Source organism: Neisseria shayeganii, from assembly GCF_014054965.1.
In the GTDB taxonomy this organism is placed as follows: domain Bacteria; phylum Pseudomonadota; class Gammaproteobacteria; order Burkholderiales; family Neisseriaceae; genus Eikenella; species Eikenella shayeganii.
The window spans coordinates 978,138-992,188 of record NZ_CP059567.1 but is presented as its reverse complement, the minus strand read 5'-3'; the positions used below and the strand labels follow the sequence as shown (position 1 = coordinate 992,188).

Below are 14,051 nucleotides of genomic sequence, written 5' to 3'. Positions count from 1 at the left end.
AACCATTATCATATTTATGAGTAAATAAGAACCACTCTAATTCTCTTTATTGCATATTTCTTGCATGCCGACTGGTTTGACTGCGTTTCTTATCCCGGTTTCAGGTAGCCTGTTGCTGACGGCAACATACAGCTAAGACATTAAAATACAATATTTTTCTTTACAATATAAGTTCTACAAGGTGATCGTTATGCCTGTTCTTCCCCTCTCCCGCCTGCCAAAAGGCGCATCCGTGCAGATCGATGCCATTGTGCCCAATCCCGCTTTCGGCGAATTGGATGCCGTGGTCAGCCGCCGTTTGGCCGATTTGGGTTTTTCCAACGGCATGCCGCTCACCCTGATTTCCGTCGGCCTGCTCGGCAAAGGGCCTTATGCGGTGCGGCTGGGCAACCAATCCCAGTTTTCCCTGCGCCAGGCCGAAGCGCAGAAGATACTGTGCTGCACCGGCGATAGCTGAGCCGGCCGTAAGTATTCATCAAAACGTTTTTTCCGGCAGCCTGCCTTTCAGGTAGCCTGCCGCCCCACAAAGGAACACAGGAATGGATTTCAGTTACTACGCTTTGGTCGGTGCGCCCAACTGCGGCAAAACCGTGCTGTTTAACGGCCTCACCGGCTCGAATGCCAAAGTGGCCAATTACCCCGGGGTGACGGTGGACAAACGCGAAGGCGTGTTTATCGACGACAGCAACATTCACATCATCGACCTGCCCGGCACCTACAGTCTGCGCACCACCAGCCCGGATGAAAACGTGACCCGCGATATGGTACTGGGCAAATACGGCCAAGTGCCCGACGCCATCATCGCGGTGGCCGACGCCACCAATCTGCGCATGACGCTGCGCATGATTTTGGAGTTGAAAACGCTGGGCATACCGATGGCGGTTTCCTTAAACATGAGCGATGTCGCCCGCGCCCGCGGCCTGGAAATTGATGCGGCCAAACTGAGCGGGCTGCTCGGCATACCGGTATTGGAAACCGCCGCCGTGCGCCGCGAAAGCATTCAGACCGTGCGCGAGGCAGTGGCCAAATTGCCGCGCAAACACACGCAAACATTCGACCCCGCCGCTGCGGAGCGCGATTTGGAAGCGCTGGACAGCGCTGCGCTGTACGCCGAGGTGGAAAGCATTTTGGCGCAAGTGGTGCGCAGCGAAATGAAGCTGCCTGCTTGGCACCGTCGCTTGGACAGCATCGTGCTGCATCCGTTTTGGGGCGTACTCATCTTAATGGCCGTGCTGCTGTTGGTGTTTCAAGCCGTGTACTCGTGGTCGGAACCGCTGATGGGCTGGATTGAAGAGGGCTTCGGCACCTTAGGCGAGTGGGTGGCGGCCACCCTGCCGCCGGGCATTTTGCAGGATTTGCTGGTCAACGGCGTGATCGCCGGCATCGGCAGTGTGTTGGTGTTTCTGCCGCAGATCACCATTCTGTTCGCCTTCATCCTGCTGTTGGAAGATTCGGGCTACCTGCCGCGTGCGGCCTTTCTGCTCGACAATCTGCTCGCCAAAAGCGGGCTGTCTGGTCGCTCTTTCATCCCGCTGTTATCCAGTTTTGCCTGCGCGGTGCCGGCGGTGATGTCGGCGCGCACCATTCATGATCCGCGCGAACGGCTGGTAACCATCGCCATCGCACCCATGCTCACCTGCTCGGCCCGCCTGCCGGTGTATGCGCTGATTATTGCGGCCGTGATTCCGCAGCAAACCGTGTGGGGCGTATTCAACCTGCAAGGGCTGACCCTGTTCGGCCTGTATGCGGTGGCGATTCTGTCGGCCGGTTTGGTGGCCTATGTGATGAAGCTGCTGGCCACCCGCCGCGGCAAGGTACAGCAATTCCCGCTGCTGATGGAGCTGCCTACCTTCCGTATGCCCAATTTCAAACACATTGTGACCAGCTTGTGGGAGCGCGTTTCTGCCTTCCTGAAACGCGCCGGTACGGTGATTTTCGCCATCAGCGTGGTGTTGTGGGTGTTAGTGAGTTTCCCCGCCGCGCCGGAGGGAGCAACGGGTGCTGCCATCGACCACAGTTTCGCCGGCCAACTCGGCCATTTGATTCAACCCTTGTTTGCGCCCTTGGGCTTCACTTGGGAAATGTGCATTGCCATGATTCCCGGCCTGGCGGCCCGTGAAGTGGTGGTGGCGGCGCTGGGCACCGTGTACGCGGTGGGTGCCGATTCGGAAGAAGCGGTGCAGAACGCCCTGATTCCGGTGGTATCCGGCGGCTGGGGCCTGCCCACGGCCTTTGCTTTCCTGGCTTGGTATGTGTATGCCCCGATGTGCATGGCCACGCTGGCGGTGATCAAGCGGGAAACCAAATCGGCCAAGCATACCTTGCTGATTACCGCTTATCTGTTTGCACTGGCTTATGCCGCGGCTTTTGTGGTGTATCAAATTACTTCGAGGTTAGTCTGATGGAACAAATGATTATTGTCGGCATCATCGTGCTGCTGAGCGCGGGCTACCTGCTCCGCAAGTTTGTTTTCAAACCGAAATCGGGCGGCAATTCGGCTTGCGGCGGCTGCGACCGCTGCGGCGGCCGCAAAGGCGGCTGTCATTAGAAAATAGATGGATTTCTGTTTTCAGGTAGCCTAAGACGCCTATAAAAACAGCCCCGATGCCTTTGGCAGCGGGGCTGTTCTATTGGTGCCGAACCTTATTGGCCGGCGGCCTGACGGTTGATTTCCTGCAACACCGCCAGCGGATCGGCGGCGCGGGTAATCGGGCGGCCCATCACCAAATAGCTGGAGCCGGCGGCCAGCGCCTGTTGCGGGGTCATGATGCGACGTTGGTCGTCTTGCTTGGCAGCGGTGTCCAAACGGATGCCGGGCGTCACCAACACGAAATCGCCGCCCAAGCTTTGGCGCAAGGCAGCCGCTTCGTGGGCGGAGCAGACCACGCCGTCCAAACCCGATTGCTGCGCCAAGCCGGCCCACCGCAGCACGCACTCCTCAACCGGCAACGGCCAGCCCAGCTCGGCCAAATCGGCCGCTTCCATGCTGGTGAGCACGGTGACGCCGATCAAGAGCGGTTTGCTTGCATAATTGGCCACTGCTTCGGCGGCAGCCTCCATCATGCGGCGGCCGCCTGAAGCGTGCATGTCCACCATCCACACGCCCATTTCCGCCGCCACCTTGCAAGCCTGCGCCACGGTGTTGGGGATGTCGTGGTATTTCAAATCGAGAAACAGTTTGAAACCCTGCTGAATCAGCTGTTCGGCCAGGCGGCGGCCGGTGGCGGTAAACAGCTCTTTTCCGATTTTCAGCTGGCACAGATCGGGGCTGAGACGGCGCACGAAAGCCAAGGTATCGGCCTCGTTGGCAAAGTCCAGCGCCACAATTACCGGCGTGCGGGCAGAGGAAAGCGGATAATCAGTGAGCAGGGGGTTCATCTTCGGTTCTCCTAATCTATGGAAGCGGAATGAATAAGGTATTCAATAAAAGGCCGTTTGCTTTCAGGTAGCCTGAGACCTTAGCAAAACCCCCAGATATGGATGCAGTTCAAGGCGTAGCAGCACAGCGAGCGTGAATGTCAGGAATCCCTGTGGGAAAGACATATCATATAGATAGGCAAGCGAGCGAGCAGCACACAACGCGGAAATGCGCCGCAGATGGGGGGTTTGCTAAGGTCTCAGTGAGCGCAAACGGCTTTGCTCTGCTTGAGGCCCCGGCAACCATTCATACGGCCACGCCGGCCAGTTTGCCGATCATGGCACTCAGCGCCAAAGCGGCCACGCCCCATCCCGTGATGCGCCGCACCGCCGGCCACGCAGGCGCGCCGCCCAATTTGGCCGACACCGCGCCCAATACACCCAAACCGAGCAAGGTGGCCGCTGCCAGCGCAGGCAGACGCCCACTTTCCGGCATGCCCGCCACCACCAGCAGCGGCGGCAAGGCGCCGGCGGAAAAAGCCAGCGCCGAAGTCCAAGCCGCCTGCAGCGGTTTGGCCTGCGCCGCATCGCTGAGGCCGATTTCATCGCGGGCGTGGGCGTCCAAAGCATTGTGTTCCGTGAGTGCTTGGGCTACCTGAAAGGCCAGTTTTTCATCCAGGCCGCGGCTGCGGTAGATGGCGGCCAATTCGGCCAGTTCGGCTTGCGGATTTTGCGCCAGCTCGCGGGCTTCCTGTTGCAAGTCGGCCCGTTCGGTATCGGCCTGGCTGGAAACGGAAACATATTCTCCGGCCGACATCGACACCGCGCCGCCCACCCAGGCGGCAATGCCCGACAAGAGCAGAAAGCGGCTGTCGGGCGCGGCGGCGGCCACGCCCATGAGCAGGCTGGCGGTGGAAATCAAACCGTCGTTGGCGCCCAGCACCACCGCGCGCAGCCAGCTGTTGCGGCTGCTGTAATGCGGTTCGGCATGGTGGCTGCGGCTCACGACGCTCCCCTTTCGGTTTTCAGGTAGCCTGTTTGGCGGCGGCGCTTTCGGCCAGCAAAGCGGGGAAATCTTGCGGATGGTCGCGCACATAGGCGCTCACCAGGGGAAAATCGTCTTCGCAGATTTCGTAATACTCGGCATCCAGCTCTTCAAAATCGTTGAAGCGGCGGCGCAGGCTGTCTAGGTCTTCGCCCGCTTCGGCCAAGCGCTCGATTTCCGCACCGTGCTTTTGATACAGCGTCCGCGCTTTATCCAAAATTTTGGGCGTGGTTTTGATGCCCCAGCGGCGTAGGCTGTCGGCCAGCGGGTTGTCCAACACATAGCCGCCGTTACCGGCCGCAATCAGGTAAACCAAACCGCCGGCTTCCATGTGCTGATCCATAAACAGATAGGCCAATAAAGTGTTTTCGGCATCGTTGTAGGCGGCGGCGGTCTGCTCGTCGAGTTCGGCCAGACGCAGCAGAGAATAATCGAGCAGATGGTAGAGTTGTTTGGAGTTCAGGGATGTGTTCATAAGGGGGCCAAATCGGTTTCAGGTAGCCTGAGGGGCGGTCAGACTTCGATTTTATTGGGGGTGAAGGTTTCCCATTTGTTGCAGGCGGGGCAGTGCCAGAAAAACACCTGCGATTTGAAATGGCAGTGGCGGCAACGGTACATCACGGCTTTTTGCAGCTGGCGGCCGACCACGCCGCGCATCATGTCGGCATCCGCCCGCCAGCTGGGGGTGAGACCGGAGAGGGTGAGGCCGAGCAGACGGTAAACACCGCCCAAATCGGGCTTCTGGCGCACCAGTTCCACCGCCAGCGCGGCGGCTTGGTCTTCGCCGTGCAGCAGCAGGGCTTTTTCGTACACCACATTGATCAAATCGAGTTGGGGGAAGGTTTTCAGGTAGCCCGTGAGCACCGCCAGCCCTTCCTCGGCCTTGCCCTGCGCTTCGTAGGCGTCATACAGACGCTCGCCCACCATGCTCAGATAAGCGTGGTTTTGTTTTTCGATGGCGCTGTAAGCGGCCACGGCGGCGGCGTAATTGCCCTGTTTCTGCTCGATGTCGCCCAAAATCATATTGGCGCGGGTGCATTTCTTATTGGCATTCAAGGCGTTGGCCACATGGCCGCGCGCCTCTTCGAAATCGGATTTAAACAGCGCCGCTTGCGCCAACTCGCAGTAAAACTGGGCGATTTCAAACTGATAGGTCTGCTCGTCGTGGCTGAGCAGCTGGGCGGTACGGATGGCTTCTTCCCAATCGCGGTCCTGCTGGTAAATATTGAGCAATACCTGATGCGCCTGCTTGGCCATATTGCCTTCCCGCAGGCCGATGAAAATCTGCTCGGCGCGGTCCACCAAGCCGGCGCTTTGGTAGTTTTGGCCGAGCTCGAACAAAACCTGTTCGCGCTTTTCGCCCACAGTATCGGGCATATCGAGTAAAGACTGGTGCAGCTGGATGGCTTTGTCGTTTTCGCCGCGCTGGCGGTAGAGCTTGCCCAAAGTCAGACTCATTTCGTAAGAATCCGCCCCCGGCCTCGCCTCGATGGCCTCAGCCAGATTTCGGGCGGCCTTGCCGGTATTGCGGTCCACCAAAGCGTCCAAGCCGGCATAAAAGCCGGCCGGCACCGATTTGGCCTGCTTCAACACCGCTTTCATGTCCACCCGCGCTGCAAACCAGCCCATGGCGAAGAAAACGGGCAGCAGGATAATCGGCGTCAGCCACCACCAGATATTGCCGTCCATGGGTGCTTATTCCTTCACCACCGGGTGCGCGCTTGCCGCCGGCACCGCAGGCGGTGTGATTTCTTCGCGGGCCACGCGGGCGTTTTTCTTTACCTCCGCGCGCAGGCGGTTGTTTTCATTTCGCAAGGTCAGCAGACGGCCGAACATGGCCAACACGCCGAACAGAGCGCCGATGACGAAAAACGCCAGCAACAGCACAATCAGCGGCAGCGTAATTTGGCTGCCCGGCAGCCAGCTGAACGGCACGCTATGAGTGTTGAATACGGCCAATACAATGAAAAACAGCAGAATCAGTATCTTAACAAGCAAGGCAATCAGTTTCATGAGTCCGTCCCTTCCCGTGCGGATAAGGCTAGTCTGGAAAACGCCGAAGTGTAAACGATTTGGCGGTTTTCAGGTAGCCCGCCTCCGCCTGCCTAGGTGAGCCGAAAGACTACCCGCCGCCCATAGCAGGCGGTATAATCCGCCGCTTATTTTCAGCCTGTGCCAAACCACACCCTGACATAAGGACACGCCATGAATCCGCAAAGCGAACCCGTCATCCTCACCCCGCACGATCTGCCCCTGCATTGCAGCGGCCCCACCGGCCAACCCTGGAACGGCCACCCACGCGTATTCCTGCCGATCGAATCCAACAGCAGCATCGAATGTCCCTACTGCGGCACGGTCTATCAATTGAACGGCGAAATCAAAGGCCACCATTAAGCTGCCTTTCGCCGACCTCAAGCCAACCCACAAAGGAGTTTGCCCATGACCCGACACATCGCCATTTTGCCCGGCGACGGCATCGGCCCCGAAATCATCGCCCAAGCCGTGCGCGTGCTCGACAAACTGATTGCCGACGGCCTGGACGCCCGTTACGACTACGCCCCTTTGGGCGGCGCAGCCTACGACGAATACGGCCACCCCTACCCCGAATTCACCCAAAAGCTGTGCCGCGCCGCCGATGCCGTGCTGCTCGGCGCCGTGGGCGGCCCGCAATACGATAATCTGGACCGCCCGCTGCGCCCCGAGCGCGGCCTGTTGGCCATCCGCAAAGATTTGAACCTATTTGCCAACCTGCGCCCCGCCGTGCTCTACAAAGAGCTGGCCAACGCCTCCACCCTCAAGCCCGAAGTGGTAGCGGGCTTGGATATCCTGATCGTGCGCGAACTGACCGGCGACATCTACTTCGGCGAACCGCGCGGCATCCGCACGCTGGAAAACGGCGAGCGCGAAGGCTTCAACACCATGCGCTACAGCGAAGCCGAAATCCGCCGCATCGCCAAAGTTTCTTTTGAAGCGGCGCAAAAACGCAACAAAAAACTGTGTTCGGTGGACAAAGCCAATGTGTTGGAAACCACCGAGCTGTGGAAAGAGGTTTTCACCGAGGTGGGCCGAGACTACCCGGACGTTACCCTCTCCCATATGTATGTGGACAACGCCGCCATGCAGCTGGTGCGCGCGCCCAAACAGTTTGACGTGATCGCCACCGGCAATATTTTCGGCGACATCCTCAGCGACCAAGCCTCCATGCTCACCGGCTCCATCGGCATGCTGCCCTCGGCCTCGCTCAATGAAACCGGCAAAGGCCTTTACGAGCCTTCGCACGGCTCCGCACCCGACATCGCCGGTCAAAACAAAGCCAATCCGCTGGCCACCATCCTTTCCCTGGCCATGCTCTTGCGTTACAGCCTCAACGACGAAGCCCGCGCCACCCAAGTGGAACAGGCCGTGCAGAAAGTGTTGGAACAGGGCTACCGCACTGGCGACATTTTCGAAGAAGGCTGCCGCCGGGTATCGTGCTCCGAAATGGGCGATGCCGTTTTGGCCGCATTGTGAACACCGCCTCTTGAATTCTGCGCAAACGTCCCTACTTGAGGCGTTCCACACATCCATTTACAGAAAAGGAAAACCATATGGGCATTATTTGGTCGGTCATCATCGGCTTCGTGATTGGCGTATTGGCCAAGTTTCTGCATCCGGGCAAAGAGAACTTCGGTTTCATCGCCACCACCGTTTTGGGCATTCTCGGCTCGGTAGGCGCCGCCTTTGTCGGCCAGCAGCTGGGCTGGTATGCGCCTGACGAGGGTGCCGGCTTCATCGCCTCCGTGATCATGGCGGTGATCCTGCTGTTTGCTTACACCAAAATCAAAAGCAAATAAATCTGCCTCCTAAATCATCAGGCTACCTGAAACCCTTTCAGGTAGCCTGATGCCTTTACTTACCGCCATTCCCCGCCGTCTCATGTCCCGCCACATCCTCATCATCACGCCTTCCTGGATCGGCGACTGCGTCATGACGCAGCCGCTTTACCGCCGGTTGCACCAACTCCACCCCGGCTGCACCATCGATGCGCTGGCGCCCAAATGGTCGATGGCCGTTTTCGAACGCATGCCGGAAATCCGCCGCGTGCTGGAAAACCCTTTCGGCCATGGCGCTTTGCGTCTGCGCGAACGCTGGCGCTTGGGCAAAACCTTGGGCCGGCAGGGTTACGACCAAGTCATCGTATTGCCCGGTTCGTTCAAGTCCGCCCTGATTGCCCGCGCCAGCGGCATCCCTCTGCGCACGGGCTATGTGGGCGAGAGCCGCTATCCGCTGCTCAACGACATCCGCAAACTCGACAAAGCCGCCCTGCCCCTGATGGTGGACCGTTACACCGCCCTCGCCCACCCCAGCCAGGCCGATTTCGACGGCCATTCCGACACCCCGCAGCTCAACATCACGCCCGTCGGCCAACAAGCCGCCCTGCAGGTGCACGGGCTGAACACCGCCCGCCCGATTGCCGCTTTCTGCCCCGGCGCCGAATACGGCCCGGCCAAACGCTGGCCGGCGGCGCATTTTGCCGAATTGGCCCGCCGCTATGCAGCGGAAGGTTATCAAATTTGGCTGTTCGGCTCGGCCAAAGACCAAGCCGTTGCCGACGAAATCAACTGCCTTTCAGGAAGCCTCTGCACCAATTTGTGCGGCCGCACCAGCCTGGCCGAAGCCATCGACCTGCTCTCCTTGGCCGATCTGGTGGTGTGCAACGACAGCGGCCTCATGCATTTGGCCGCCGCGCTCGGCCGGCCGTTGGCCGCGGTGTACGGCTCGTCCAGCCCCGACCACACCCCGCCGCTCAGCCCCCGCGCTGCCGTGGTGAGCCTAAACTTGGACTGCAGCCCCTGCTTTAAGCGCGAATGCCCGCTCGGCCACACCCACTGCCTCCAACAATTGGACCCGCAGCGGGTATATGAGGCCGCCGAAAACGTGCGCCGGCCGGTTTAAATCCTATGGATCGTGAAACATACTGATGACTAGAGCAACTTCGACTAAAAACGTTACATAATAGGTTTTTTCTGGCAGCCGGAGCATGAGATGCGCGCCTATTCGCAAGACCTGCGAGATCGAGTACTGGGAGCGCTGGAGCGCGGAGAGCGCCCCAGCGCCATTGCCCGTCGTTATGAAGTCAGCCGCATGTGGGTATATCGGGTGCGTGATCGCTTCGAAAAAGAAGGCGAGCGCAGCAGCAGGCAGCAAGGCGGCAAGCGCATCTCCCGACTGGCGCCAGTAGAGGGCATGATCCGCGACTGGATCAAGGCCGATCCCGATCTGACCTTGGTGCAAATGTGCGAGCGTTTGGGCGAGCATGGCATCAGCATCAAACCCTCGGCCTTGTGGCACCAGCTCAACAAATGGCGGCTGAGCTTCAAAAAAAACGCTGCACGCCAGCGAGCAGGAACGTGAAGACGTGCAGCAGGCACGGGCGAGCTGGATACAGCAGCAGGCCCGGCTCGATGCCAGGCGCCTGGTATTTCTGGACGAGACCTGGAGCAGCACCTGCATGACGCCGCTGCGCGGGCGCGCCCCGCATGGGCACTGGAAGACCAGCACCTTCATTGCCGCCTTGCGCTGTGATGCACTGACGGCCCCCATGGTGACCGATGGCCCCATCAATGGCGCCGTGTTTCTGGCGTGGGTCAAAACCTTTCGGTGCCCGACACTTCGCCCTGGCGACATCGTCATTGCCGACAACCTCTCCAGCCACAAAGTGGCGGGCGTGCGAGAAGCCATCGAAGGCGTGGGCGCCAGCATTCGCTATCTGCCGCCGTACTCGCCGGATTTGAACCCCATCGAGAAGCTGTTTGCCAAGTTCAAGGCGCTGCTGCGCAGGGCGGGCGAGCGCACGGTGGGTGCGCTGTGGCAGCGCATGGGGCAGCTGGTTGATTTGTTCTCGGCTCAAGAGTGTGCCAATTACTTCAAATCAGCTGGGTATGTAATGAATTAAATCGAAATTGCTCTAAAGCCACAGGCTGAGACATTTGCAACCCCCATCTGCGGCGCATTTCTGCGTTGTGTGCTGTTCGCTCACTTGCCTATCGTGTGATATGTCTGTCTCACAGGGATTCCTGACGTTCACACTTGCTGCGCTGCTACGCCTTGAACTGCATCCACATCTGGGGGTTTTGCAAAGGCCACAGGCTACCTGAAACATTTTCAGGTAGCCTGTGGCTTTTCAAGCATGCCAATACACCTTCCGCAGCCGGCAAGGCCGCGATTCATACTTCTTTTTCCTGCGATTCCCGAGGCCGCCCCCAGCGCGCCCACACCCGCAAGCGCCGCCAGCTGTCGGCATCGGTCATGTCCGGCAATACCGCCATATCGATGCGCCGGCCGTCGCACCGCCATTGCAGCAGCACCAGCCACGGCGTCACCCAGCCTTCGTGCAGTTGCGCTTCGGTCCACAACCCTTGCGGCTGCAGATACAGCGCCGCCCGCCCCTGCCGATCCACAGCCACCCCTTCCACCCGCCGGCGCGGCGCACGCAAAGCGTAGCCGGCCAAAACAGCCGCAGCGGCCATACCGCCCCACCGCCAAGCACCGGAGAAATAGACGGCAGACAAAGCCAGCAGCCACAAAAACGCCGCCGCCTTCAGCCAAAACAGGCGGCGCGAGGGGCGCAAGGCTAGCTGAAACGCTTGCATGCCGCACTCACATCATGGTGTCTACCAGAGGGCTGACCTGCAATTCCTCCTCATCGGTATCCATCACCATATCGTGAAACTCCAAATCGAAGAAGCGGGCGAAGTTCTCCGGCGACAACGTCGGCCATTCGGCTTGCGGCACTTCCCAAGACGCCAACTCGCCGCTGAAGATTTCTTTCCAGCGCTCGCCGAAATAACCGGCGCTCTCTTCCGGCGTCTCGGCCTGCGGCACCAAATACACGCTGCAATTGCTGCGCAGCTGCGAAAGCGTCAAATCGGGCAATTCGTCGGAGGTGCTTTTCAGCCAATTTAAAAAAGCCTCGGTCGGCTTCACCACCACCGCGCTGCGGTCAACAAAATACATATTGTTTTTCCTTATTCAAACAAAATCGGGCTGAGACCTTTGAAAAACCGTCAGATGTGGATGCAGCACAAGGCGTAGCAGCACAGTGAGCGTGAACGCATCCCGTGGGACAGGCATATCATGAAGATAGGCAAGTGAGCGAACAGCACACAACGCAGAAATGCGCCGCAGATGGGGGTTTTGCAAAGGTGTCAGGTTGTAAAAGAAACGGATTATAGCCTGAGGCTACCTGAAAACAAAAAACGGCTGCCCCACATGGGAGCAGCCGTTGGCGGGCATCGGCCCCGATAGCTTAGAAGCGTGCGCCCACGCCCAGTTGGACGGAAGTGCCGCCGCCGTCGCGGCCGAAATCACGCCCTAATTGGCCGAAAGCGCGCCATGGAGAGTTTTGCGGCTGCCATTGCACGCCCAAGCGGGTACTGAGCCAGCTGCGGTCGGCCTGCGGGGCGGCCAAGCTGAAACGGCTGCCGTTCATGCCGGCTTCTATGGGATCCTGATGGTTTTTCCAATCCCGCACCCAGCGCAGATTGGCATAAGGCTGCCAATCGCCCATGCGGTGGGCCGCTTCCGCACCCAAACCGCTGCGCACCGAGGTATAGCTTTGCTTGCCGAACTGCATTTGGGTGGCGCCGCCGTCACGCTCCCCGAAGCCTTTGACTTTGCCGCTGAGCAGCATCAAATCGCCCAAGGCCGCCACTTTGGTTTGGCCCCATTGCCATTCGTAACCGCCGAATACGCCGGCGCCGAAGCTGGTGCCGCCGGTTTCACCGGTTTGCGTGAGATCGGCCTGCCCCAAACGGATGCTGCGGCGGGTTTGGTAATCGCTGTCGTTGAGCTGCACCATACCGCCCAACCACCATTGCGGCGCATCGTAGCGCAGGGTGGAGGTGAGGCTGTTGGTTTTGGCATTGATGCGGGTGTGGCCGAATTGACGGTCTTGCTCTTGCCGGCTGAAGACCACGCCCAGCTGCCAATTCGGATTCAGACGGGCTTTGCCGCCGGCATACACGGTATGGCCGCCCGCGTCGTTGCTGCTGTGCTGGTAGGCAGCCACGGCATCCAGCGTCCGTCCGGTCTGCACGCCGCGCAGGCGGTTGCTGTCTTCGCGCACGAAATCCCAAGCCGCTTCGCCGTTTTGGCGGGCGGTTACGCTCAAGCCACCCATGTCCACCGGCGCACGCAAGGTGCTGAGCAGATAGTCGGCCATGATGCGGTGGGCTTTGGGGCCGGGGTGGAAGCTATCGGCAAACAGCAGGTTGTCGGGATTGGCATTGGCGGCCTGTGTATTGGCGCCGCTCAAGCCTTCGCCACACAATACCGAGGCCGTGGCTTGGTTGCAGGCACGGCCCGAAGTATTGCTGAAACCGTATTTGGCCGGGTCGCTCAGCATATCGGTAAACAGCTGGTTCACCGCCAAACGCACCACATTGCCGCCCTGCTGGTTGAGGGCTTGGGTGGTTTGCGAATTGAGCAGTTCGGTACCTTGGGTAGCCGCATTGGCGAAGGTATCGTAGGTGCTGGTCAACTGGGTTTTGATGCTGTCTTTGCTGACGCCGTTATCGTCAAACATTTCACCATAGGTGCTGTAACGCCAATTGACGGGGAAAGGCGGCGTGGCGGCCCACAAATCTTCTACCACCAAATCCAAAACTTCGGCGCGCTGATTGTGGAAATCATTGAGGTTGTTTTGCTGGCTGGCAGCAGCATTGCCGATACGGTTTCGGTAGCTGCGTTCGATGGTTCGTTTGGCACCGCTGGCGGCGATACCGGAACCCAGTGCGCCGGTTGAGCGGATTTGATCATAGACTCTGTTGGCAAAAGCGCCGGCGAATTGGTCGAAAATTTCCGGCGTATAGAGCACGTTCGGCACGTCGGGGGCCACCACCAAATCAACGCCGGCTGCCTGCAAACGCTGCCACTGGGCACCGGAAACGGCCGCCGTCTCGGCAGTGCGTTGCAGCACCAGGGCCTGGGCTTCGGCCGGATTGGCGATCTTGCCGGCAGCATCGGTCAAAATGGCGGCCATATCGTTACCGCCGCCCCAAAGAATATGCAGATGGTCGGGGTTGGCTTTACCCGAGGCCAGATAAGCATCGATCTGCTTATCGAGCGCCACGCGTTCGTTGAGCGCCATATTGGCCGAGCTGTTGCTGCCCACCACCACGCCGCCGCTGTGGGCGTAGTTGGTGCCGGGCGCGGCAGCCGCATCCAGCGGGAAGGCCGCTTTCGGATTGCCGCCCAAGGCTTGCGCCACATGCTCGCCGTAGAGCAGGTTTTCGCTGCCGTCGGCTTTCAGGTAGCTGGCTTTTAAATGGACATGCTTATCGGCTCGGTCGGCCCAGCCTTTTTGGCCGACATCGCTTAAGCTGTCGCCGAAAATCACCACCTCCTGCGCCAGGGCCAAGGGGGTGTAGGCGGCCAACATCAGGGCCATCCATTTCATTTTCATGATTTCTCCTGTTGATGAGTGGGTTGCGTTGGGGGCGGTTAAGGCAGGCAGAATCCGGCGCCCCTCCCGGCTCCTGCTTGTGCTTTTCAGGCTGGCTATTTTCAGCCTATGCAGCAATTCGATGTTTAAGAAAGGCTACCTGAAAAGGCTTTCGCTTGGCAGAAACCTGCCCGCCCGTTTTCAGGTAGCCCGATTCACCGCTTA

18 protein-coding genes and 1 pseudogene are annotated in these 14,051 nt (G+C 59.5%); 9 read left to right on the top strand and 10 right to left on the bottom strand.

Annotated features, from left to right (window positions below):
• Nucleotides 1–190 precede the first annotated feature (190 nt).
• The 3 genes from H3L94_RS04840 (at nucleotide 191) to H3L94_RS04830 (ending at nucleotide 2,548) form a co-directional block, all read left to right on the top strand.
• Entirely contained in the window at nucleotides 191–457 is a 267-nt protein-coding gene (locus H3L94_RS04840; protein ID WP_182122892.1) for a FeoA family protein, read from the top strand.
• 82 nt (nucleotides 458–539) lie between these two features.
• Nucleotides 540–2,402, top strand: a complete 1,863-nt coding sequence (feoB, locus tag H3L94_RS04835; RefSeq protein ID WP_182122891.1) for a ferrous iron transport protein B — start codon at nucleotides 540–542, stop codon at nucleotides 2,400–2,402.
• Nucleotides 2,402–2,548, top strand: a complete 147-nt coding sequence (locus tag H3L94_RS04830; RefSeq protein ID WP_009118125.1) for a FeoB-associated Cys-rich membrane protein — start codon at nucleotides 2,402–2,404, stop codon at nucleotides 2,546–2,548. Before feoB ends, H3L94_RS04830 begins: the two co-directional genes overlap by 1 nt.
• A gap of 95 nt (nucleotides 2,549–2,643) precedes the next feature.
• On the opposite strand, the gene pyrF is transcribed toward H3L94_RS04830, so the two are convergent.
• The 6 genes from pyrF to H3L94_RS04805 form a co-directional block, all read right to left on the bottom strand.
• Complete coding sequence (gene pyrF / locus H3L94_RS04825) at nucleotides 2,644–3,378, bottom strand: orotidine-5'-phosphate decarboxylase (protein WP_182122890.1); 735 nt, start codon at nucleotides 3,376–3,378, stop codon at nucleotides 2,644–2,646.
• 63 nt (nucleotides 3,379–3,441) lie between these two features.
• A complete protein-coding gene (locus H3L94_RS12400; RefSeq protein WP_244958874.1) occupies nucleotides 3,442–3,597 on the bottom strand; it encodes a lipoprotein signal peptidase in 156 nt (51 codons plus the stop codon).
• 67 nt (nucleotides 3,598–3,664) lie between these two features.
• Nucleotides 3,665–4,363 carry a VIT1/CCC1 transporter family protein gene (locus H3L94_RS04820; RefSeq protein ID WP_182122889.1) on the bottom strand — a complete coding sequence of 233 codons (699 nt, stop codon included), beginning with the start codon at nucleotides 4,361–4,363 and terminating at the stop codon, nucleotides 3,665–3,667.
• A 19-nt stretch (nucleotides 4,364–4,382) separates the two neighbouring features.
• A complete protein-coding gene (locus H3L94_RS04815; protein WP_182122888.1) occupies nucleotides 4,383–4,877 on the bottom strand; it encodes a DMP19 family protein in 495 nt (164 codons plus the stop codon).
• Between the two features lie 38 nt (nucleotides 4,878–4,915).
• Nucleotides 4,916–6,091, bottom strand: a complete 1,176-nt coding sequence (lapB, locus tag H3L94_RS04810) for a lipopolysaccharide assembly protein LapB (protein ID WP_009118129.1) — start codon at nucleotides 6,089–6,091, stop codon at nucleotides 4,916–4,918.
• Nucleotides 6,092–6,097: 6 nt separating this feature from the next.
• Nucleotides 6,098–6,415 (bottom strand): LapA family protein, encoded by a 318-nt coding sequence (locus H3L94_RS04805; RefSeq protein WP_009118130.1) that lies wholly within the window; start codon nucleotides 6,413–6,415, stop codon nucleotides 6,098–6,100.
• 192 nt (nucleotides 6,416–6,607) lie between these two features.
• Between H3L94_RS04805 and H3L94_RS04800 the strand changes: the two genes are divergently transcribed.
• From H3L94_RS04800 to H3L94_RS12395, 6 genes and pseudogenes are all read left to right on the top strand, one after another.
• Nucleotides 6,608–6,796, top strand: coding sequence for a zinc-finger domain-containing protein (locus H3L94_RS04800; protein ID WP_182122887.1), 189 nt, complete (start codon nucleotides 6,608–6,610; stop codon nucleotides 6,794–6,796).
• 45 nt (nucleotides 6,797–6,841) lie between these two features.
• Complete coding sequence (leuB, locus tag H3L94_RS04795; protein WP_182122886.1) at nucleotides 6,842–7,912, top strand: 3-isopropylmalate dehydrogenase; 1,071 nt, start codon at nucleotides 6,842–6,844, stop codon at nucleotides 7,910–7,912.
• 77 nt (nucleotides 7,913–7,989) lie between these two features.
• Nucleotides 7,990–8,235, top strand: a complete 246-nt coding sequence (locus H3L94_RS04790; protein WP_182122885.1) for a GlsB/YeaQ/YmgE family stress response membrane protein — start codon at nucleotides 7,990–7,992, stop codon at nucleotides 8,233–8,235.
• Nucleotides 8,236–8,317: 82 nt separating this feature from the next.
• Nucleotides 8,318–9,337, top strand: coding sequence for a lipopolysaccharide heptosyltransferase II (gene waaF / locus H3L94_RS04785; RefSeq protein WP_182123104.1), 1,020 nt, complete (start codon nucleotides 8,318–8,320; stop codon nucleotides 9,335–9,337).
• Between the two features lie 90 nt (nucleotides 9,338–9,427).
• A protein-coding gene (locus tag H3L94_RS12980; RefSeq protein ID WP_425325931.1) for an IS630 family transposase occupies nucleotides 9,428–10,337 on the top strand; the annotation gives its coding sequence in 2 pieces (ribosomal slippage) (nucleotides 9,428–9,760 and nucleotides 9,762–10,337; 909 coding nt in all).
• Nucleotides 10,338–10,369: 32 nt separating this feature from the next.
• Nucleotides 10,370–10,539 (top strand): annotated as a pseudogene (locus tag H3L94_RS12395) (ATP-dependent exonuclease).
• Between the two features lie 69 nt (nucleotides 10,540–10,608).
• Here the strand turns inward: H3L94_RS12395 and H3L94_RS04775 are convergent.
• The 4 genes from H3L94_RS04775 to H3L94_RS04765 form a co-directional block, all read right to left on the bottom strand.
• Nucleotides 10,609–11,034, bottom strand: a complete 426-nt coding sequence (locus tag H3L94_RS04775; protein ID WP_182122883.1) for a protein YgfX — start codon at nucleotides 11,032–11,034, stop codon at nucleotides 10,609–10,611.
• 7 nt (nucleotides 11,035–11,041) lie between these two features.
• A complete protein-coding gene (locus tag H3L94_RS04770; protein WP_182122882.1) occupies nucleotides 11,042–11,398 on the bottom strand; it encodes a hypothetical protein in 357 nt (118 codons plus the stop codon).
• A gap of 15 nt (nucleotides 11,399–11,413) precedes the next feature.
• On the bottom strand, nucleotides 11,414–11,584 hold the full coding sequence (locus H3L94_RS12390) for a lipoprotein signal peptidase (RefSeq protein WP_244958842.1): 171 nt from the start codon (nucleotides 11,582–11,584) through the stop codon (nucleotides 11,414–11,416).
• A gap of 106 nt (nucleotides 11,585–11,690) precedes the next feature.
• Nucleotides 11,691–13,847, bottom strand: coding sequence for an autotransporter domain-containing protein (locus H3L94_RS04765; RefSeq protein ID WP_182122881.1), 2,157 nt, complete (start codon nucleotides 13,845–13,847; stop codon nucleotides 11,691–11,693).
• Nucleotides 13,848–14,051 lie beyond the last annotated feature (204 nt).